Here is an 18,907-nt window from a genome sequence, read left to right on the forward strand (position 1 = left end):
CTCTCCTTAAAAATTACTCAATAGAGATGGAATATTAGCCATGGCTCCCCTTGACGTCGCCGTGGTCGTGCCGGCCTACAACGCCGCCGCCACCCTGCCCGAAACCCTGGCCGCCCTGGCCCGCCAGACCTACGACGCCGGCCGGGTGGAGGTCGTGGTGGTGGACGACGGCTCGAGCGACGGCACCGCCGCCGTGGCGGCGCGGTTCGGGATCACGGTCGTGCGCCAGGAGAACCGGGGGCCGGCGGCGGCGCGAAACGCGGGCGTGGCGGCGAGCGCCGGGCACGTGGTCGTTTTTACCGACGCCGACTGCGTGCCCGAGCCGGATTTCCTGGCCGCCCTCGTCGCGCCGCTTCTGGCCGACCCGGGCGTGGCCGGGGCCCAGGGGGCCTACCGCACGACCCAGACGTCCTTGACCGCCCGCTTCGCCCAGTGCGAGTTCGAGGACCGCTACGCCTACGCCTCGCGCTTTCCCTGCCTGGACCTCGTGGCCACCTACGCCGCCGCCTTCCGCCGCGACGTGTTCGAGGCCGCCGGCGGCTTCGACGCCGCCTTCACCAAGGCCGACAACGAGGACACCGAGCTTTCCTATCGCCTGTGCCGCCTGGGCCGCCGCCTCGTCTTCGCCCCCGAGGCCCGGGTGGCCCACAGGCATCCGGCCACGCTCGGGCGTTACCTGCGCGTGAAGGCCGGCCGGGCCTACTGGCGGCTGCGCGCCTGCCGGAATCACCCGGAAAAGCTCGTGCGCGACGGCTACACCCCGCCCGTGATCCGCTTCCAGACGGCGCTCGGGGCCGTCTGTCTGGGCGGGGTCGCCTTGTGGCCGGTGCTCGGCGGCGCGGTCGCGGCCGGCGCGGCGGCGGGCATCATGCTTTCGAGCCTGCCCTTCGCCCGTTTCGCCGCGCGACGAGACAGCGCCGTGGGCCTGCTGGCCCCGGGCTTCGTCCTGGCCCGTTCCCTGGCCTTCGCCGCCGGAGCCCTGGCCGGGGCGGCCCGGCGGTTCGCGCCCGGCAGCGCCTGCGACGCCTCGGGCGGGGGGAAGCGGCCGTGAGGGTCGGCCTCGACCTGCACAGTCTGTCCGGGCTCATGCAGGGCTCGCGCACCTACATGGCCAACCTGGCGGCCCGGCTGCCCGCCGCCGCGCCGGACATCGACTTCGTCTTCTACGCCGTGGACCCGGATGCCCCCCACATCCGGGCCCTGGCCGGCGAGGCCCCAAACGTCGCCCTACGCCCCATACCGGCCGGCCGTTTCGCCCGCTTGGTCTGGCCGTTCCCGGACCGGGCCGCCCGGGAGACGGACCTGCTCCACTGCCAGTACCTGGGGCCCCTTCGCGGCGGGCCGCCCACGGTGCTGTCCATCCACGACATCCTGCACGAGACCATGCCCGAGCATTTTCCCAAGGGGCTGGGGTCGCTCATGCGCCGGCTCTACCCGGCCGGGGCCCGCCGGGCGGCCGGGGTGCTGACCATTTCCGAATTCAGCCGTCGGGAGATCGTCTCCCGCTACGGCGTGCCCGAGAACCGGGTGGCCTTCGCCCACCTCGGCGTGGGGGAGGAGTTTTCGCCCGTGGCCGATCCGACCCGCATCGAAGCCATGCGCGCCCGGCTGGGCCTGCCGGGCGCGCCGTACATTCTGACCGTGGGGCGCATCGAGCCGCGAAAGAACCTGCCCGCCCTGGTCGCGGCCCACGCCCTGGTGCGGCAGCGCCTGGGAGAGGGCGCGCCGGCGCTGGTCCTGGCCGGCGGACGCGACCGGCTCTTCGCCCGCTTCCACGACCGCCTCCGGGGCGACGGCGCGGCGCGGGGGATTTTCCTGGCCGGCTCCGTACCGCAGGAGGAGTTGCCGGCGCTCTACAGCGGCGCGGCGGCCTTCGCCTACCCGAGCTTCGGCGAGGGCTTCGGCCTGCCCGTGGCCGAGGCCATGGCCTGCGGCGCGCCGGTGGTGGCCACGTCCGCCCCGGCCGTGCCCGAGGTGACGGCCGGGGCGGCCCTGCACGTCGCGCCCGAGGACGTTGCCGGCCTGGCCGAGGCCCTGCTCCGGGTGGTCACGGACAAGGAGCTTGCCGGCGAACTGCGCGCCAGGGGCCTGGCCCGGGCGCGGGCGCTCACCTGGGACGCGGCCGTGGCCCTGGCCGTGGCCGCCTACCGCCGGGCCGCGGCGCGGCCGGCCTGAGGCGGGTGGTTCTCCGTCCGGCCGACCGGGCGGATTACATCTCCGTCACCCCTTCGGTCAGATGGGGCCGGGAAGGCGAAAATGCTCCAGGCAAAACCACCGGTCCGATCGAGGCGCCGACGCCGGGAGAATGGCGCGGACGGGCTTGAGACCTTGCTTTCCGGCGGGGCTTCTGGAACAGGTGTTGCCGCTGGGAAACGTTGTTCGGAGGATGGCTGCAACCGGTATTTTATTTTCGCTTTTCCCGCTTGCCCATAGAATAAACTGGACGCAATGGGAAAAAACATGTTAGAAGTGCTTGATTCCTACCTGTTGAGTAGGTATACCGCCCGTTTCCGAACCAAAGCCAACAAGAGGAAACACATGGAAGAGTATCTGCAAAGCGCGCTGGAAATCGTCAAGGCGCAGGCCGGATCGCGGCCCATGACCGAGGAAGAGATTCTCAGCATGGTGAAATCCGTGGCTGGCGGCATCGCCGGACTTGTGGGCGGCCAGCTTCAAGCGGCTGGCGAAGAATCCGCCGCCCCGGCCATGGACCCGAAAAAAGCCATCAAGGAAGCCTCCATCGTCTGTCTGGAGTGCGGCAAATCCTTCAAGGTCATCACCAAGAAGCATCTTGCGTCCCACGGCCTCACCGCCGAGGAATACCGTGCCAAGTACGGCTACAAGAAGACCCAGGCCCTGGCCTGCAAGTCCCTGGCCCGGGAACGCCGCGCCAAGATGAAGGACATGAAGCTCTGGGAGCGCCGCAAGAAGGCCGAATAGGACGATTCGCCGCCAGTGCCGCCTCCGGCGGTTCCGCCGTTGGGCGGGGGCGTAGCGTCGCGGCGGAGAGCCTCGCCGCGTGATACCTGGGAGCCGCCATGGACGATGCCGGGATGCGGGCCCTTTGGGCCATGACCCTCGACGAGAAGATCGCCGCTTCCAAGGCCGTGCTCGCCTCGGCCATGGGGCGGTTCGGCCGGGATTTCTGGGTGGCCTGGACCGGGGCCAAGGACAGCACGCTGGTCCTGTGGCTCACCCGGGAGGCCTGCGCCGAAAAAGGCCTGCCCATGCCCCGGGTGCTGACCATCGACGAGGGGGACGCCTTCGAGGAGGTCAAGGCCTTTCAGGAGCGCATGGTCCGGGAATGGGGACTCGACCTGACCATGGCCGCCAATCGGGAGGTCCTCTCCAGGAATCCGAACATCGGCGATTACATCGCCGTGGACGAGTTGTCGGCGGAAAGCCGGGCCGAGGTGGAGCGGGCAGGCTTCACCGGTCCGGGGTTCCCCTTCGACCCGGAATCGCCTGTGGGCAACCAGCTCATGAAGGTCGCGCCCATGAACGCGTTTCTGCGTCAGGCCGGCGTGGCCGCCCTGGCCACGGCCATCCGCTGGGACGAGCACCCGGCCCGGGCCGGCGAGGATTACGAAAGCCCGCGCCAGACCCCGCCCCATCTGCGCGTGCACCCCATCCTGCACATGCGCGAGGCCGACGTGTGGGACGTCACCCTTTCCCGGGGCATTCCCTTCTGCGAACTCTACCGCCAGGGCTACCGGAGCCTGGGCACCAAGACCGGCACCGTGCGCGTCAGCGATCTGCCCGCCTGGGAACAGGACCTGACGGACCGCTCCGCCGAACGGGCCGGCCGGGACCAGGAAAAGGAAGAGGCCATGGAGCAGCTGCGCTCCCTGGGCTACATGTAGCTTTCGCCGCCGCCGCGCGCCGCGTGGCTACCAGAGAAAAGCCAGGCGGGCCAGGCCCGTCTTCCCCACGGTGACGGTCTGCGTCCGCGCCGTGCCGAGAGCCGTGGCCGTGACGGCGTAGCGGCCGGGCGGCAGCTGCAGCAGGAGCACCGGCCCCTCGGCCGTCAGCTGCGTGGCCACCGGACCGCGCAGGCTCACGGCCACGTCGCCGAGGTAGGCCCGGTCCGAGCGGGCGAATTCCATCTTCAGGGTGTAGGCTCCGGCCATGGCCTCCATGGCCGCCCGTTCGTCCGTGCCGACGCCGCCCGTGACGTAGGCCACGCCCTGGGGCGTGGTCCGGGCGGTCTGGGCCGCAAGCGGGCCGGCCACGAGCAGGCAGGCCGCAAGACCGAACAGCAGGGTGAAGGAAACCGATTTCGCGGACATGGCGCACCTCCCCGCGAGAGGGACGGGCCGCCGCCCCCATGGCGGCGGCGTTGGACGCGGCGCGGCCGGGACTCCGGGCCCTACTGCGCCGGCAGGGTGCTGACGAAAAGGCTCAAGGATCCGTCCTCGTCCCGGTACACGTTGCCGGTCAGCGTGACCTGCTTGCCCTTGTTCCGCTTGTGGAAGGCCTCTTCGGTCTCCAGCGAAATCTCCTCGGGCGTGAGCACGAGGTAGGTCGTGCCGCCGTCCGTGGTCAGGAGCAGGCCGTCGCTGTAGTCCTCTTCGATGACGCCTGTGATGCTCGCTCCGGTCTTGATGGGCTTCATGTCCTCGTCGGGCGTGGCCGCCCGGGCCAGGCCGGCCGCAAGGATCAAGGCCGCCAGGATGACCGCCGCCGCAACGGTCGTACGCAACGTCTTCATGCCGCCTCCGCGCGACGCTTCGAGAAAATTTCTATCCCGACGGGCGCGCGCCGCACGGGACGCCATCCTTTATACCGGATCGAACCGGTCGGCAATAACCCGCCAATCGCCCGCGAGCCTTGCCAAAAAAGCTGCTCCCGGCGTATGTTGGGGCATGACCGTAAAAGAAAAGCCCCACACGATTCCCTGTTCTCCCCGCGCGCCCCTGGCCGGCGGGATCTACGCCCTGCTGCGGGCCTCGGCCGAGGCCGACCCCGACGGCCCGGCCATCCTGGCCGGGGAAACCATCGTGCGCCAGGCCGCCCTGGCCGAGGACGTGGCCCGGCTCGCCCAGGCCCTGGCCGGCATGGGACTGGCCAAAGGGGAGCGCCTGGCCGTCTTCGGCCGCAAGACGCCGCAGGCCGTCACGGCCTTTCTGGCCGCCGCCGCCGCCGGCGCGGTGTTCTTCCCCGTGGACCCCAACCAGCCGCCGGACGTCACGCGCGCCATCCTCGACCGGCTGCGCCCGGCCGTGCTGTGCGTGGCGGCCGAATTCCTGCCCGTTCTGGGCGCGATCTTCCCGGACGGCCCGCCTTTCGCCGTGGCGGTCATGGACGGCTCGGCCCCGGCGGGGCTGCCGACGTTGGCCGAGCTGGCCGCCGGCCCCTTTCCGGTCGCCCTGCCCGAGGTCGGGCCGGACGACCCGGTCTACCTGAACTTCACCTCCGGCACCACGGGCGCGCCCAAGGGCGCGGTCACGACCCTCGGCAACCTGCTGGCCAACACCGAGGCCAGCGTGGCCGCCTTCGGCCTGACCCCGCAAGACGTGCACCTGTGCATGATGCCGGTTTTCGTCCATCCCCACGAGACGCTCCTGCGCCCGCTTTTCCTCGGCGGCCCCATGGTCCTGTGCGACCGGGTGGCGGCCAAGGCCGTGGCCGGGGCCTGCGCGCGCCACAAGGTCACCGCGCTCATGGCCGTGGCCGCCATCTACGAGACGCTCGTGCGCCTGCCGGCCGGCGCGGACAATCCCCTGGCCACGGTGCGCGTGGCCGAATCCGGCGGCATGCACGTGCCGTCGGCCCTGGCCCGGGGGCTTTTCGCCCGCTTCGGGGCGTCCATCCTGCCGGTGTGGGGCTCGACCGAGACCACGGGCGTGGCCCTGGCCAACCGGCCGGGCGAGTCCCACGTTCCGTGCCGGCTGGGTCGGCCCGTGCCGGGCTACCTGGTGCGGGTTGTGGGCGAGGACGGCGCGGACGTCGGCGACGGCGAACCCGGGGAGCTGGTGGTTTCCGGGCCCGGGGTCTGTCCGGGCTATTTCGGCGAGCAGTCCCGGCGGGAATTTCGTCTCTACGGCGGCCGGTTCCGCACGGGCGACATCGTGCGCCGGGAGGCCGACGGGGCCTACTCTTTCGCCGGCCGGCAGAGCATGCTGCTCAAGGTCGGGGGCATGAAGGTCTTTCCGGTGGAGATCGAGGAGGCGCTTCGGGCCCATCCGGACGTGGCCGAGTGCATCGTCGTGCCCGTGTCCGACCCGCTTCGGGGCGAGGCGGCCAAGGCCGTGGCCGTGCCCAGGGCCGGGGCGGCGCTCACGCCCGGGGAGCTGCGCCGGTTTCTGGCCGGCCGGCTCCACCGCATGAAGCTGCCGCGCGTCATCGAGATTCGCGACGCCCTGCCGCGCACGCCGGGAGGCAAGATCGCATGGCGCGCCCTCGTGTAGCCCTGGCCTCGGGTCCCGTGCCCGAGTCGCCCACGGCCTTTACGGAAAAAAGCCTCGGCGCCGTGCGCGAGCTCGTGGCCCGGGCCGTTGCCGCCTGCTGCGACCTGCCGGCCCTCGTGCGCGGCAAAAAGGTGCTGGTCAAGCCCAATCTGGTGCGGCCCGACCCCCGCAACCCCTGCGCCGTGGTCACGGACGAGCGGGTGATCCTGGCCGTGGTGGAGCTCCTTCGCGACGCGGGCGCGGCCAGGGTGCTGGTCGGCGACAACCCGGGCTTCGGTCTTTCGCTTTTCGAGGCGCTTTCGTGCCTGCCGGACTTTTCCCGCCGCATCGAGGCCGCCGGCGGCGAGCTGGTCCATTTCGACCGCTGCGGCAGCCGGGCCGTGCCCAACCCCGGGGCCTTCGTCTTCGACCCGGTCCGCCTGCCGCGCGCCCTGCTCGAATCCGACCTGCTGGTCGACCTGCCCAAGATGAAGACCCACGTGCACACCCTGGTCACGCTCGGCATCAAGAACCTCTACGGCCTGGTGTGCGATGACGAGCGCATGTTCTGTCACCGCAACGACATCAACGCCAAGGTGGTGGACGTGCTGCGCCTGGCCCGGCCGGCGCTCACGGTGCTCGACGGGTTGTGGGCGGTGCAGGGGCAGGCCCCGCTTTCGGGCGCGGCCGTGCCGGACATGAACGTGATCGTGGCCGGCACGGACGTGTGCGCCGTGGACACGGTGGCCGCCGACCTCATGGGCATCGGCGCGCACGAAGTGGCCATGCTGCGCCTGGCCGGCCAGGAGGGCCTGGGCGAGACGGAGCTTTCCGCCATCGAGGTCGTGGGCGGGGACCCGGCAAGGCTGCGCCGGCATTTCTCCCGGCCGGTCATCGGCTGCGCCGGGGCTTACGCCGCGGTGCGGGTGCACGAGGGCGGGGCCTGCCTGGGTTGTTTGTCGGCCCTGCGCCATGCCCTGGACAAGCTGGCCGGCGAGGGGGCGTTCGAAGGCCGGGAGCCGGTTTCGCTTTACGTCGGCGTGCCCATGCCTGAGCGGCGAAGTCTCAAGCGGCGCGAGGGCGAGTTGTGGTGCTTCGGGGCCTGCGCCGCGCCCCTGGCCTACGAAACCCACGGCCAGGCCGCCCCGGCCCGTTTCATTCCCGGCTGCCCGCCGCACATCCTGGATTTCTACAAGGCCTACAAGGCGCGCTGAGGCGATAAAAAAGGGCGGGCCCCGTGTCCCGCCCTTTTGCGTGATTCTCTTCAAATCCGCCTAACAGATCTCCCCGTAGGTCAGCCGTTCGGCGTATTCCGCCTGCTTGCCCTTGTTCCACAACGACACCGGCCGGTAGTAGCCCACGATGCGCGTGAACACTTCCGAGGGCGCGCCGCAGTCCGGGCATTCGTGGTGCTCGCCCTTGATGTAGCCGTGGGTCTTGCACACGGAAAACGTGGGCGTGATGGACAGGTACGGAATCTTCGTCATGGTGAAGGCCTTGACGATGAAGGATTTCAGCGCCTCGGTGTCGGCCACGGCCTCGCCGAGATAGGTGTGGAAGACCGTGCCGCCGGTGTAGAGCGGCTGGAGCTTGTTCTGGTGCTCCAGGGCGTAGAACACGTCGCGCGAGAGCCCGACGGGCAGGGTGGTCGAATTGGTGTAATACGGCGTGCCGTTGCCCGAGGCCCGGATGTCGGCGTAGAGCGCCTTGTCGATCTTCGCCAGGCGGTAGCTCGTGCCCTCGGCCGGCGTGGCCTCCAGGTTGTAGAGGTTGCCCGTCTCCTCCTGGAAGCGCGAGGTGACCTGGCGCAGGTGAGTAAGCGCCCGGGTCATGAGCCGTAGTCCCGCGTCGGTCTCGATGCCCTTGCCGAGCAGGTTCACGCAGGCCTCGTGGCCGCCGACCAGGCCGATGGTCGAGAAATGGCCCTTGAAGCCGTTTTTGAGATAGCGCCGCGTCCAAGGAAAAAGCCCGCGCTCCAGGTTGTCGCTGATCATCTTGCGCTTGAATTCCAGCGCGTCTCGGGCCAGTTCGGCGTATTCGGTGAGCAGGTCCAGGAAGTCCTCCTCGCCCTGGGCCAGATAGGCCAGCTTGGGGAGGTTGAGCGTCACCACGCCCACGGACCCGGTCAGGTCGCCCGCGCCGAACAGCCCGCCCACCTTGTTGCGCAGCTGCCGCAGGTCCATCTGCAGCCGGCAGCACATGGAACGCACGTCCTCGGGCGAGAGGTCGGAATTGATGAAGTTCTGGAAGTACGGCGCGCCGTACTTGGCCGTGAGCTCCAAAAGCAAGGTACCGATCTCGGAATCCCACGGGAAGTCGGCCGTGATGTTGTAGGTGGGGATGGGGAAGGAGAAGATGCGGCCGTGGTAGTCGCCTTCGGCCATGACCTCGAGGAAGGCCTTGTTGATCATGGCCATCTCTTCGCCGAAGTCGCCGTAGGTCGCGTCGCGCATGGCCCCGCCCACGATCGCCCCCTCCTTGGCCAGGTGCCTGGGCGGGGCCAGGTCGAAGGTCAGGTTGGTGAAGGGACTCTGCCCGCCCCAACGCGAGGTGGTGTTGAGGTTGAACACGAACTTCTGCATGGCCTGCTTGACTTCGCGGTAGGACAGCCCGTCCTCGCGGATGAAGGGGGCCAGGTAGGTGTCCACGTTGTTGAAGGCCTGCGCCCCGGCCCACTCGTTTTGCAGGGTGCCCAGGAAATTGACCATCTGGCCGAGCACGGCGTCGAAGTGCTTGGCCGGGCCGGCGCAGGAGCGGCCGGGCAGGTTGAAGCCTTCGAGCAGCAGGTCGCGCAGGCTCCAGCCGGCGCAGTAGCCGGCCAGGCCGAAGGACAGGTCGTGGATGTGGAAATAGCCGTGGTCGTGGGCCTCGCGCACTTCCTGGGGATACTTGCCCAGGGCGTAGCGGGCCTGGACCGTGCCCGAGAGGTGCAGCATGAGCCCCTGGAAGGAGTGGGTCATGTTGGCGTTTTCGGCCACGCGCCAGTCGGTCTTGGAAATGTAGTTGTCGATGACGTCGGCGATGTCGAGAAAGGCGGCCTTTTGTTCGCGAAGTTCCCGGCGCTTCTCGCGGTAGACGATGTAGCGCCGGGCCACGGCATAAAGCCGCGACTCCATGAGCACCTGTTCCACCGCGTCCTGGACGTCCTCCTGCTCGGGGACGTCGTTATCGGCAAGCTTGGCTTCGACCTTGTGGGCCAGGCGCGTGGAGAGCAGCGGGTCCTGGATGCCGCTGGCCTTGAGAGCCTTCAAAATCGCCTGGGCGATGCGTTGGGTGGACCAGGTCTCCAGACATCCGTCGCGTTTGCGGATCTGCTTGGGCATTGTTCCCTTCCTCCCCCTTGCTCCGTGATGGCTTGCGGTACGGTTGCTCGACAAGTGTGAAACCCGGCGGCAGGGCCTCCCTGATCTCCCTGACGTCGGTCGGCGACAGTTCCGGCACGAGGGTCGTGCGAAAGGCGAAGCGGTCCGGATGGCGCGCGGCCAGGGCGAAGACCTCGCCCAGGCGCGCCGAAGCCTCGGCCTCGGTCGCGGCCCCGCCCGTGACCAGGCCGTACTTGGCAAACGGGGCCTTGACGTCCACGGAAAACCGGGCCCCGGGAAGGCGCTCGAGCACGGCGGCGACCACGTCGGGCCGCATGCCGTTGGTGTCGATTTTGACCTCCGGCCCCAGGGCGGCCAGCTCGGCCGCGAAGGCGGACAGGCCCGGGACCAGGGTCGGCTCGCCGCCCGTGACCACGAAGCCGTCGAGCCACTTGGCGTGGGAGGCGGCGAAGGAGCGCACCGAGGCTCCGGGCAGCGGCCTGCCCGCGGCGAAGGCCAGGGAGGCGTTGTGGCAGTGGGGGCAGCGCAGGTTGCAGCCGCCGAAAAAGAGCACGGCGGAGAGCTTCCCCGGCCAATCGCAAAAGGACATGGGCTCGATGCCGCGCACGAGCTCCCAGGCTGGCGAGAACGTCATTTTTACAATAAAACCGAAATAATAGAGTGTGAAACGATCCCGGCCGCTCCCCAACGGCACAGGGTGGAAGCCCCCTCGAAACGCCCCCGAAAGACCACTTCGTCATACGCCGGCCCAGGGCGAATGCAAGGGGCAAGTTCCCCGCGGCTGCGGGGAAACACGTCAAGGCCGCGCCGGATCGGGCGATTCCCTTTTTTGCGTTTTCGTCAAGAGCGCTCTGTCCGGTCCCGGCCGCGCGGGGCGGGCCGACGGCCCCGCGCGGCATGACGCGTGGTGGGGGGAACGGGGGACAGGGCCGCTTCCCCGGGCGGAGCCCGCGAGGCGGGGAAGCGTATCCTTCAAGCCCGGCGGCCGCCTGGGCGGCGCGGGCCCGAAAGCGGCGTCAGGCCCAGTCGGGCTTGTCCAGGCGCACGGGCATGATCACGAAGGGCAGGCCCATGCGGTAGAGCTGGCGCTGGAGCGTGAAGACCACGTAGTTGTGCAAAAGGCGCGTGACGAAGGTCTCCTTGTCGAACACGAGCTGGCCGCCGAAGAAGATGGACCGGGGAAAGCGTTCCTGGAGCACCGGGGCCAGTCCGGTCAGCTCGTGGACGATGTCCGTGCCCACGGCCCAGTGGGCCTCGGCGTAGTAGCCGCGGTCCCGCATGAGCTCGACGTAGACGCCGAGGTCGCGCTCCATGCCGGCCTTGAGCCGGGCCAGTTCGGCCGCGCCCCGGAACACGGCCGCGTCCACCACGCCGATCTGCACGAACACGTAGTTTTTGATGTCCTTGCCGAAAAGCCGCACCACGGAGAGCAGGGTGTGGATGCCCAGTCCGTTGAAGCCGTTGACGAAGATGACGGCCGTGGGCGCGTCGTGGGCGGGTTCGGCGGCCGGCTCGGCGCTTTCCGGGATGGACGGGGTGTAGGGGTTTTGCGGATCGATGACGGCCCGCAGCACGTCGAGCTTGCGGATGCGCGCGCCCACGGCGTCGTAGTGGCGTTTTATGGCCAGGGCGGCGGCGGCCAGGGCCCCGGTGACGGCGAGCGTCGCCCAGCCGCCCTCGAAGAACTTCACGCAGGTCACCATGACCAGGATGAAGGTCGTCAGCACGAGGCCCAGGCCGTTGAGGCACAGCCCCTTCTTCCAGGGCGCGCGCTGGCCGCGCACCTGCCACCAGTGGCGCACCATGCCGAGCTGGGACAGCACGAAGGTGATGAAGACGTTGATGCTGTAGAGCACGATGAGCAGGTCCACCGAGCCGTGGGAGACGAGCATGAGCGTAAGCGCCGCCGCGCCCATGAGCAGGATGCCGTTCTGGGTGACGAGGCGGTCCGAGAGCAGGGCGAACCGGGCCGGCAGCCAGCGGTCGATGGCCATGTTGGAGAGCACCCGCGGGCCGTCCACGAAGCCGGCCTGGGCGGCCACGAACAGGAGCAGGGCCTCGGAGACCAGCGTGACCAGCACGAAGCCGCCGCCGAGGTCCGGGCCCCAGCCGGCGGTCACGGCGGAAAAGAGCACGGCGTTGAGGGTCTTGCCCTCCTGCGGCCGGACCCCGAAGAGCAGGTAGCACACGATGAGCCCGACCACGGTGACGGCCAGGGACAGGGCCATGTAGAGCATGGTGCGCTTGCCGGTCTTTTCGCGGGGCTCGCGCAGGATGGGCAGGCCGTTGGACACGGCCTCGATGCCGGTGTAGGTGCCCGCGCCCATGCTGTAGGCGTGCAGCACCAGGAGGAACATGCCGAGCAGGCCGAGTTCGCCGTGGGCCGCGCCCACGTCCCGGGTCAGCCGGGCGGCCAGGGCCGGCATGTCCGACACGTGGGCGAAGATGCCGTAGCCGATGACCACGACGTGGGTGACCACGAAGGTCATGAAGATCGGCACCAGGGCCATGACCGATTCCTTGACCCCGCGCAGGTTGAGCACGATCAGCGCCGCCACGCCGGCCACGGCCACGGGCAGCCGGTAGGGCAGCCAGTCCGCGGGCAGGAAGCTGAACACGGCGTCCGCGCCGCTGGCCACGGACAGGGTGATGGTCAGCGCATAGTCGATGAGCAGGGCGCAGCCGGAGACCATGCCCACCTTGGGGGAGAGCAGCTTGCTCGCCACCACGTAACCGCCGCCGCCGGTGGGGAAGAGCTCGATGATCTGGGAATAGGCGGCGCTGATGACGAAGATGGTCAGGGCGGTGCCGAGCGCCACGAACACGGACAGGAAGGGATGTTCGCCCAGGGCCAGGAAGGCCTCGGCCGGACCGTAGCAGGACGAGGACAGGCCGTCGGCCCCCAGACCCACCCAGGCGAAGAACGCCACCAGGGAAAGCTTGTGGAAGATGGACTGGTCGGCGAGGTTGATGCTGTCGCCGATGACGGCGCGGCGCAGCAGCCGCGACACGGGGAGGCGTTTTTCCTGGGACATGGCGTTTTCCTTCAAAGATGCGGGCGTCTGGAAAGACCCTCGCGGCGACGGGGCCGCGAAGGCGCGCAAAGGGGCAAGGCCGGCCTCAGGGCACGGCGAGGTCCTGACGCTTCTGCGACGGACGGACGAAATTGGCGGAAAACGCGAAGAAACGGAAACGCGGCGCGGCAAGGCGCGCCAAAGAGCCGGGCATGGCATCCCTCCGGACGACCGGTTGCGGGAAACCAGCGGCAAAGCGACGGTTTCCCCTTCGACGTCTACGAGGTTAGCTGACGGGCTCGGGCCGAAGAGGTTGCCCTACGCCATGCTGGCGATGCGCCCCGGGAAGTGGGTCCCCCGTTCCCGCCACGGGCGGGACTCGACGTTCGTTGGGAGGTAACGCCGGAAGCGGCCGGCGTCAACAGGGTCGCCCGGGACTTAGGCGCTGCGGCGTTCCTGGCCGGGCAGCAGGCCGTGGGCGGCCAGAAAGTTCTCGGGCGTGCCGGGATGCGTGTGCATCTTGTGGACGAACACCTTGTCGAAGTCCTCGGCGAAGGTGTCGGCGCGGCCTTCCCGGGCGATGATGCCGCCGACGAGGCGGATGAAGTCCTGGCGCATCTCCCGGATGCGCAGCAGGGCGCGCAGGCGGATCTCCCGGGGCGGGATCTTCAGCCGGACGAGTTCCGCCACGGCCTTGGCCACGGCCGTGGCGCTCGGCGGCACGATGCGGGAGATTTCCGGGTCCAGGAACAGGTCCCGTCCGCCCTGGCTCGGGGTGGAGACCACGGGCAGGCCGGCGAGCTGGTATTCCGTGGTGGCGTAGTTGCCGCCTTCCTTTTCCGACAGGCAAAGGCCCACCCGGGCCGCGTTGTAGGTCTTGTTGATCTCGCGGGGGGACAGGAGGCGGTACTGGCCGGTGCGCGGGTCGGCGTTGAGGGGGATCATGCCCGGCATGGCGCGGGTCAGGGAGCGCAGGTAGCTGTCCTGGGCATCCCGGGGGCCGGGCATGTAGTAGTAGACGAGGCCCCAGGAGGGGATGCGCCGGGCCAGAATATGGCGTTTGAAGTGGCTCAGGCGCGCCGTGTACACGGCGTCCATGGTCTTGGCCACGCCCGGGATGGGATGGAACAGGCGCTCGTCGAGAAAGGCGTTGTGGTGGCAGTGGTAGTGCGGCAGGCCGTGGCTTTCCAGGACCTTGTCCTCCTGCGGGTCGTTGGTCAGGAAGATGTAGCGGTGCAGGGGATACATGTCCGTCATGAGGGAATAGAGCTGGCGCGTCTGGGCCAGCAGGCGCTCGTCGAGGAGCGACCACCAGTTGCCCATGAGGAAATAGGCCTTGCGGTCGGTCAGGAAGGGGCCGAGCTGCATGGGCGCGCCGAGCGGCGCGCCGTAGGAGATGATGATCAGCGGCTCGCGGCTGATCAGGTGGCAGCGCAGGGTTTCCTTGATGGAAAGACGGTAGGTGATGACGGGGGCGGCGGTCATGGGCCTGGCCTCCTTGCGGCAAGCGTCCGGGACGGCAACAATTGCCGGTGGAAGACGCCAAGCAAGAACAGCGCCAGCCGATCAGAAAAAGAGCGTGTCCCCCTGCTGCCACAACTGGGCCCAGCGGCCCGAGAGCTCGACGTCGAGCCGGACGTTTTTTCCCCGCAGCTGGGGCGGCACCACGAGTTCGTACTGGGCGCTGACGGGCGTCCAGCGGCCGGTGGCGTTTTCGAGGCCGAAAAGCAGGGTGCGCGGGCCCTGTTCGGGCACGGCCCAGACCCGCACCGAAGCGCCCTTGCCCAGGCGGGGGAAAAAGACCAGGCGGGGCCTGTCGAGGGTCACGTCGAGGCCGAGGACGCCCGGCCGGGCCGGGTCGGCCGCCAGCAGGCGGCTCCAGCCCTCCTGGCCCTCGCCGTCGCCTTCCGTGATGTTGTCGCGGGAAAGGACGTCGCGATGTTGGAGCACCGTGGAGGCCTCCAGGAACCGTTCGTCCAGGTAGTTGTCCAGCATGCTGGCCGTAAGCCCTTTTTCCGCGGCGTCGGCGCAGGCGGCGTCGCCCTGGGGGCAGAAGAAGGCCTCCACGTCGCGCAGGCGCAGGGTCTCCAGGTTGCCGCCCTCGAGCGTCGGGGTCAGCGAGGCGCAGCGCAGCACGATTTCCAGGCGCAGCCGTTTCCAGGGCCTGTCCCGGCGAAGCTTCACCTGGCGCTGGTGCACGGCGTCGTCGCCGGCGGAAAGGGGAAAAACGGCGGCCGGCTCGTCGTCGAAGGCGGCCCTGGCCGCAAGCAGGTTCTCCCGGCCGCGGTTGTCGTAGACCACGTTGCAGAAGATGTCCTGGGGGGCTTGGGGAGCCTTGTTCTCGAAGTCGAAGGCGGCCACGGCGTCGCGGTCGTTGCGGGTGGGAACGAAGGCGGCGCTGCGGGCGTTCTGGTGGTGGCGCAGGCCGTCGAGAACGGCGGCGGTAGCGAAAAAGCCCGGGTAGGCCGCGGCCAGGCGCAGGCGGGCCGGCAGTGCCTCCAGGGGATGGGTCGGGGTGCGGGGCACGTCCAGGGTGTAGAGCATGGTCGTGTCCACGCGCGTGGCCCGCGCCCCGGGGCCGAACTCGCGTTTGAACTCCGCCTCGGACCGGGCCAGGTAGCCGTGGTGGGTGCTGGCCGCGTAGACCAGGCGGGCCGTGGCGTCCTCGGGCGTCAGGCGCTGGTCGTCCACGGGGTTGGGATGGGGCTTGCGGGAGAGATACCAGGAAACCGCGTTGCCGAAGAAGTCGTTGGAATAGGAAACCGCCGTGCCCGGCCCGGACAGGGCGGCCAGGACGTCGGCCGCCTGCTTGTAGTTGTTGCCGATCACCGGCACCTGGTAGCTGTGCAGGTCGTAGAAGTCCTTGCGGTGGGGCCCCAGAGCGTCGCCGACGGCCAGGGCCAGCACGCAGACCGTGACCAGGCCCGTCCTTGCGGCCAGCGGGGGGAGGGAGGCCGCCGCCCCGGCCATGGCCAGGCTGGCCAGAGGAGCCAGGAAGGCGAGGTGGCGGGAATAAAGCCCCGTGCTCCTGCCGAAAAGGAAGAGCAGCAGGACCGGCACGGCGGCCAGGGGCAGCAGGAAGCGCAGGGCCGGCCGGTCGCGCCGCCACAGCGCGAAAAAGCCGAGCAGGACGGCCGAAAGCCACAGCAGGCGCGGCACGGGGGCGTCGAAATAATAGAAAGCCCCGGCCACGGCCTGGCCCAGGGCCGTCAGGATGCGCGCCGGCACGTCGTTGTAGTCGAGGATCGTCTGGGGGGTGCGGCTGTGGCGCAAAAGCACCCAGTAGGCGATCGCGACGACGGCGGCCGCGCCGGCCAGGTACAGGCCCAGGGCGCGCAGGCGGCGACGGACGGCCAGGCCCCCGGAACAGGCGAGCAGGCAGCAGGCTTCGGCGGCCATGAGGAAGAAGCTCAGGTAATGGGTGGCCGTCATGAGCAGGTTGGCGGCCAGAAGCAGCTGCAAGTCCCTGGCCCGGCCCTCCCGGGTCGCCCGCAGCAGGAAGCGCAGGGAGCACAAAAAGAAGAAAAGCCACAGGGCGTAGGGCCTGGCGATGCGCGACAGCCACAGGTCCTGGGGCATGGCCAGCCACAAGGCCGCCGCCAGCGCGCCCGCGCCCCAGCCGAACAGGTCCCGGCCGAGCAGGGCCACGAGGACCAGGCAGCCGAGGCCGCACAGCGCCGAAGGCAGGCGCAGCAGGAAGTCCCCCTGCCCCAGGGCCATGACGCCCTTGAGCGCCAGGTAGTACAGGGGCGGATGCTCCTCCAGGGTGCGGGACAATTCGAGGATGTAAGGGAAGGGATAGCGCGCGTTGAGCGGCGAGGCCGCCTCGTCGAGCCACAACGAGGGGACGCCCAGGTTCCAGAAGATCAGGACCGCCCCCAGGCCGAGCACGAGCCAGAAGGCCGGCGGCGGCGCGGCGGCGGTGCGTTTGAAAGCGGGCACGGGGCTATGCACGATTCCCATGAAATTGGTCCACATAGAGACGCTTGTGCGAGAATTGTCAAGGCTGTCGGCCAGTTGAGAACGAAAGTCATTGCGCGGCGGCCCTGGGGCCGTTGCCCCCGGTGCGGGCCTCGGCTACTCTTCGGCCATGGAACGCCCCGGATTCACCTTCCTGGCCTGTCCCGACCCCGAAATCGTCCGGGAGCGCATCGACCGCCTGATCGGCGAGGCCGGCGTGCCCTTCGAGAAAGTCGTGTTCTGGGGCGACGAGGAGCTCGGCCCGCCTTTCTGGAGCGCGCTGACCGTGGGGAGCCTTTTTTCGGGCAGCCGGGCCGTGGTGCTGCGCCGGGCCGAGGCCTGCCCGGCGGAATTGTGGCCCAAGCTCGCCTCGGCCCTGCGCGGGTTCAACCCGGCGGTATGGCCGTTTTTCTGCCTGGAAGGCCCCTTCGATCGCAAGGGCCCCAAACTCCCCAAGGGCCTGGCCGAGCAGCCCTATTTCAAGGTGGCCGAGAAGCGGGGCTGGCTTTTCGTCTCGGCCGGGCTCTCCCCGCGCGACATGGGGCCGCTGCTCGCCGACTGGGCCGCCGGCCGGGGCCTCGATTTCGAGCCCGGCGCGGCCGAGCGCCTGGCCGCCGCGCTGCCGCTCGACCTGGCCCGGGCCGACAACGAGCTGGCCAGGCTGGAACTTTCCCTGGGCGATCGGACCACGGTCACGGTGGCCGACGCGGCCGGCTTCGGCCGCCACGAGGAGCTCGACGGCTTCGCCTTCCTGGACGCCCTGGCCGGCGGGCGCGACCCGGCCGCGGTCTGGCGCGAGATCTTCGACAAGCAGCTGGCCGGCGAGGAGATGGTTTTTCCCCTCATCGGTCTTCTGCTCTACGAGGCCCGCACCATGTGGCGCATCGCCTCGGGCGACGACGGCGACGTGCGCCTGCCGCCGTCGATTCTCCAGAAAAAGCGGGCCATGGCCCGCCGCCTGGGCGCGTCCGGACTGGCCAGGCTGTTCGAGGCGGCCTTCGCCGCCGAGGCCGGGATCAAATCCGGCAGCCGCCGGACGGATCAGGCCATGGAATACCTGACGGCCGAGCTTTTTCGCGTTTTCGGCGGCCAAACGCGGGCGGGAGGCCGCTCTTCGCCATGAACGCCGCGTGTTTTAAGGCCATTTGTGCCGCTTTTCCCCGCAAACAACCGCCGTTTTCCGTCAAACGCCTTGCCCGGGCCGACAATCATGCTTACTAAGAAAGAGCCGCCGCACTACCTTGGCCATCGACGCCGCCTCAAGGACCGCCTGATGGACAATCCCAGGGCTCTTGCGGACTATGAGGTGCTGGAACTGCTCCTGGGCTACGTCAACGTGCGCCGCGACAACAAGCCCCTGGCCAAAGAGCTGCTGCAACGCTTCGGCAGCCTGCGCGGGGCGCTGCTGGCCCGGGAGGAGGAGCTGCGGGGCGTGCCGGGGATCGGCCCGGGGGCCATGGAGTTCGTGACCTTGTGGCGCGAGGCCTGGGCCCGGTTCCACGAGCAGCCCGTGCGCGAGCGGGCGCTGCTCAATTCGCCGGAGATCGTGGCGGAGATGGCCCGGGCCAGGCTCGGGGCCAACGAGCGCGAGGAGTTCTGGATGGCGCTTGTGGACACGAAGAACAGGCTCATCGGCTGGGAGCAGGTGAGCCAGGGCACCATCGACCACGCCGTGATCTACCCCCGGGAGATCATCAGCATCGCCATCCGCCACAAGGCCAGCGGCGTGATCCTCGTGCACAACCACCCGGCCGGCGACCCCCGGCCCTCCGCCGAGGACGCGGCCTTCACCCGGCGCATCGCCAGCGCGGCCCGGGAGGTGGACGTGCGGGTGCTCGACCACCTGGTGGTGACGGCGGGCGGCTATTTCAGCTTTCAGGCGGAAGGCATGTTGTAGCGCAAGGAGGGATTCCCATGACGCCGAGTCTGCATGCCACGGTTTCGGGCAAGGTCCAGGGCGTGTACTTCCGGGCCTGGGTCTTCGATCAGGCCAAGAGCCTGGGGCTGGCCGGCTGGGTGCGCAACCTGGCCGACGGCAAGGTGGAAGTGCTGGCCCAGGGCGACCCCCGGGGCCTGGACGCCCTCAAGGAACGCCTGCCCCAGGGCTCGCCCCTTTCCCGGGTGGAGTCCGTCCAGGCGGCCCTGATCGAGTACGAAAAGGCGTATCGGGATTTCCAGATACGTTGAGAACGCGCCCGGCCGCGTTTTCGGCCAAAGGAAG

Annotated in this window: 16 protein-coding genes and 1 riboswitch; of the genes, 9 read left to right on the top strand and 7 right to left on the bottom strand. The window is 69.4% G+C overall.

Annotation, left to right across the window (positions count from 1 at the left end):
* Positions 1-40: 40 nt before the first annotated feature.
* From Q1K70_RS05525 to Q1K70_RS05540, 4 genes are all read left to right on the top strand, one after another.
* The gene (locus tag Q1K70_RS05525; RefSeq protein ID WP_300156696.1) at positions 41-1,051 is read left to right on the top strand and encodes a glycosyltransferase; all 1,011 of its coding nucleotides are present in this window, start codon (positions 41-43) and stop codon (positions 1,049-1,051) included.
* On the top strand, positions 1,048-2,175 hold the full coding sequence (locus Q1K70_RS05530; RefSeq protein ID WP_300156698.1) for a glycosyltransferase family 1 protein: 1,128 nt from the start codon (positions 1,048-1,050) through the stop codon (positions 2,173-2,175). The genes Q1K70_RS05525 and Q1K70_RS05530 overlap by 4 nt, the downstream gene beginning before the upstream one ends.
* Before the next feature lie 363 nt (positions 2,176-2,538).
* Positions 2,539-2,940 (top strand): MucR family transcriptional regulator, encoded by a 402-nt coding sequence (locus Q1K70_RS05535; RefSeq protein ID WP_300156700.1) that lies wholly within the window; start codon positions 2,539-2,541, stop codon positions 2,938-2,940.
* A 98-nt stretch (positions 2,941-3,038) separates the two neighbouring features.
* Complete coding sequence (locus Q1K70_RS05540) at positions 3,039-3,863, top strand: phosphoadenosine phosphosulfate reductase family protein (RefSeq protein WP_300156702.1); 825 nt, start codon at positions 3,039-3,041, stop codon at positions 3,861-3,863.
* A gap of 27 nt (positions 3,864-3,890) precedes the next feature.
* On the opposite strand, the gene Q1K70_RS05545 is transcribed toward Q1K70_RS05540, so the two are convergent.
* Together Q1K70_RS05545 and Q1K70_RS05550 are read right to left on the bottom strand one after the other, a co-directional pair.
* A complete protein-coding gene (locus Q1K70_RS05545; RefSeq protein ID WP_300156703.1) occupies positions 3,891-4,289 on the bottom strand; it encodes a hypothetical protein in 399 nt (132 codons plus the stop codon).
* Positions 4,290-4,369: 80 nt separating this feature from the next.
* Positions 4,370-4,711: a hypothetical protein gene (locus tag Q1K70_RS05550; RefSeq protein ID WP_300156705.1), complete on the bottom strand. Its 342-nt coding sequence runs from the start codon at positions 4,709-4,711 to the stop codon at positions 4,370-4,372.
* Positions 4,712-4,865: 154 nt separating this feature from the next.
* Between Q1K70_RS05550 and Q1K70_RS05555 the strand changes: the two genes are divergently transcribed.
* Together Q1K70_RS05555 and Q1K70_RS05560 are read left to right on the top strand one after the other, a co-directional pair.
* Positions 4,866-6,410 carry a class I adenylate-forming enzyme family protein gene (locus Q1K70_RS05555; protein ID WP_300156707.1) on the top strand — a complete coding sequence of 515 codons (1,545 nt, stop codon included), beginning with the start codon at positions 4,866-4,868 and terminating at the stop codon, positions 6,408-6,410.
* Positions 6,392-7,603 carry a DUF362 domain-containing protein gene (locus Q1K70_RS05560; protein WP_300156709.1) on the top strand — a complete coding sequence of 404 codons (1,212 nt, stop codon included), beginning with the start codon at positions 6,392-6,394 and terminating at the stop codon, positions 7,601-7,603. The genes Q1K70_RS05555 and Q1K70_RS05560 overlap by 19 nt, the downstream gene beginning before the upstream one ends.
* A gap of 60 nt (positions 7,604-7,663) precedes the next feature.
* On the opposite strand, the gene Q1K70_RS05565 is transcribed toward Q1K70_RS05560, so the two are convergent.
* The 5 genes from Q1K70_RS05565 to Q1K70_RS05585 form a co-directional block, all read right to left on the bottom strand.
* On the bottom strand, positions 7,664-9,655 hold the full coding sequence (locus tag Q1K70_RS05565) for a ribonucleoside triphosphate reductase (RefSeq protein WP_300156746.1): 1,992 nt from the start codon (positions 9,653-9,655) through the stop codon (positions 7,664-7,666).
* The gene (locus Q1K70_RS05570; RefSeq protein WP_300156711.1) at positions 9,555-10,346 is read right to left on the bottom strand and encodes a radical SAM protein; all 792 of its coding nucleotides are present in this window, start codon (positions 10,344-10,346) and stop codon (positions 9,555-9,557) included. Before Q1K70_RS05570 ends, Q1K70_RS05565 begins: the two co-directional genes overlap by 101 nt.
* 382 nt (positions 10,347-10,728) lie before the next feature.
* A complete protein-coding gene (locus Q1K70_RS05575; RefSeq protein WP_300156713.1) occupies positions 10,729-12,747 on the bottom strand; it encodes an APC family permease in 2,019 nt (672 codons plus the stop codon).
* Positions 12,748-12,986: 239 nt separating this feature from the next.
* A riboswitch (cyclic di-AMP (ydaO/yuaA leader) is annotated at positions 12,987-13,121 on the bottom strand.
* Between the two features lie 43 nt (positions 13,122-13,164).
* The gene (locus tag Q1K70_RS05580) at positions 13,165-14,211 is read right to left on the bottom strand and encodes a glycosyltransferase (protein WP_300156714.1); all 1,047 of its coding nucleotides are present in this window, start codon (positions 14,209-14,211) and stop codon (positions 13,165-13,167) included.
* Between the two features lie 81 nt (positions 14,212-14,292).
* Positions 14,293-16,689: a glycosyltransferase family 39 protein gene (locus Q1K70_RS05585; RefSeq protein ID WP_300156716.1), complete on the bottom strand. Its 2,397-nt coding sequence runs from the start codon at positions 16,687-16,689 to the stop codon at positions 14,293-14,295.
* A gap of 127 nt (positions 16,690-16,816) precedes the next feature.
* Between Q1K70_RS05585 and Q1K70_RS05590 the strand changes: the two genes are divergently transcribed.
* From Q1K70_RS05590 to Q1K70_RS05600, 3 genes are all read left to right on the top strand, one after another.
* Entirely contained in the window at positions 16,817-17,809 is a 993-nt protein-coding gene (locus tag Q1K70_RS05590) for a DNA polymerase III subunit delta (RefSeq protein ID WP_300156718.1), read from the top strand.
* 87 nt (positions 17,810-17,896) lie between these two features.
* Positions 17,897-18,583: a DNA repair protein RadC gene (gene radC / locus Q1K70_RS05595; RefSeq protein ID WP_300156720.1), complete on the top strand. Its 687-nt coding sequence runs from the start codon at positions 17,897-17,899 to the stop codon at positions 18,581-18,583.
* Between the two features lie 17 nt (positions 18,584-18,600).
* Positions 18,601-18,873, top strand: coding sequence for an acylphosphatase (locus Q1K70_RS05600; protein ID WP_300156722.1), 273 nt, complete (start codon positions 18,601-18,603; stop codon positions 18,871-18,873).
* The last annotated feature ends 34 nt before the right edge of the window (positions 18,874-18,907 follow it).

This window comes from Solidesulfovibrio sp., assembly GCF_029978005.1.
In the GTDB taxonomy this organism is placed as follows: Bacteria; Desulfobacterota; Desulfovibrionia; order Desulfovibrionales; family Desulfovibrionaceae; genus Solidesulfovibrio.

What these genes read in the sequence shown, in the direction of transcription:
- Q1K70_RS05525 (WP_300156696.1), top strand. Translation starts at nt 41, where the DNA reads ATGGCTCCCCTTGACGTCGCCGTGGTCGTGCCGGCCTACAACGCCGCC.
- Q1K70_RS05535 (WP_300156700.1), top strand. Translation starts at nt 2,539, where the DNA reads ATGGAAGAGTATCTGCAAAGCGCGCTGGAAATCGTCAAGGCGCAGGCC.
- Q1K70_RS05540 (WP_300156702.1), top strand. Translation starts at nt 3,039, where the DNA reads ATGGACGATGCCGGGATGCGGGCCCTTTGGGCCATGACCCTCGACGAG.
- Q1K70_RS05545 (WP_300156703.1), bottom strand. Translation starts at nt 4,289, where the DNA reads ATGTCCGCGAAATCGGTTTCCTTCACCCTGCTGTTCGGTCTTGCGGCC.
- Q1K70_RS05550 (WP_300156705.1), bottom strand. Translation starts at nt 4,711, where the DNA reads ATGAAGACGTTGCGTACGACCGTTGCGGCGGCGGTCATCCTGGCGGCC.
- Q1K70_RS05555 (WP_300156707.1), top strand. Translation starts at nt 4,866, where the DNA reads ATGACCGTAAAAGAAAAGCCCCACACGATTCCCTGTTCTCCCCGCGCG.
- Q1K70_RS05560 (WP_300156709.1), top strand. Translation starts at nt 6,392, where the DNA reads ATGGCGCGCCCTCGTGTAGCCCTGGCCTCGGGTCCCGTGCCCGAGTCG.
- Q1K70_RS05570 (WP_300156711.1), bottom strand. Translation starts at nt 10,346, where the DNA reads ATGACGTTCTCGCCAGCCTGGGAGCTCGTGCGCGGCATCGAGCCCATG.
- Q1K70_RS05575 (WP_300156713.1), bottom strand. Translation starts at nt 12,747, where the DNA reads ATGTCCCAGGAAAAACGCCTCCCCGTGTCGCGGCTGCTGCGCCGCGCC.
- Q1K70_RS05580 (WP_300156714.1), bottom strand. Translation starts at nt 14,211, where the DNA reads ATGACCGCCGCCCCCGTCATCACCTACCGTCTTTCCATCAAGGAAACC.
- Q1K70_RS05585 (WP_300156716.1), bottom strand. Translation starts at nt 16,689, where the DNA reads ATGGGAATCGTGCATAGCCCCGTGCCCGCTTTCAAACGCACCGCCGCC.
- Q1K70_RS05590 (WP_300156718.1), top strand. Translation starts at nt 16,817, where the DNA reads ATGGAACGCCCCGGATTCACCTTCCTGGCCTGTCCCGACCCCGAAATC.
- radC (WP_300156720.1), top strand. Translation starts at nt 17,897, where the DNA reads ATGCTTACTAAGAAAGAGCCGCCGCACTACCTTGGCCATCGACGCCGC.
- Q1K70_RS05600 (WP_300156722.1), top strand. Translation starts at nt 18,601, where the DNA reads ATGACGCCGAGTCTGCATGCCACGGTTTCGGGCAAGGTCCAGGGCGTG.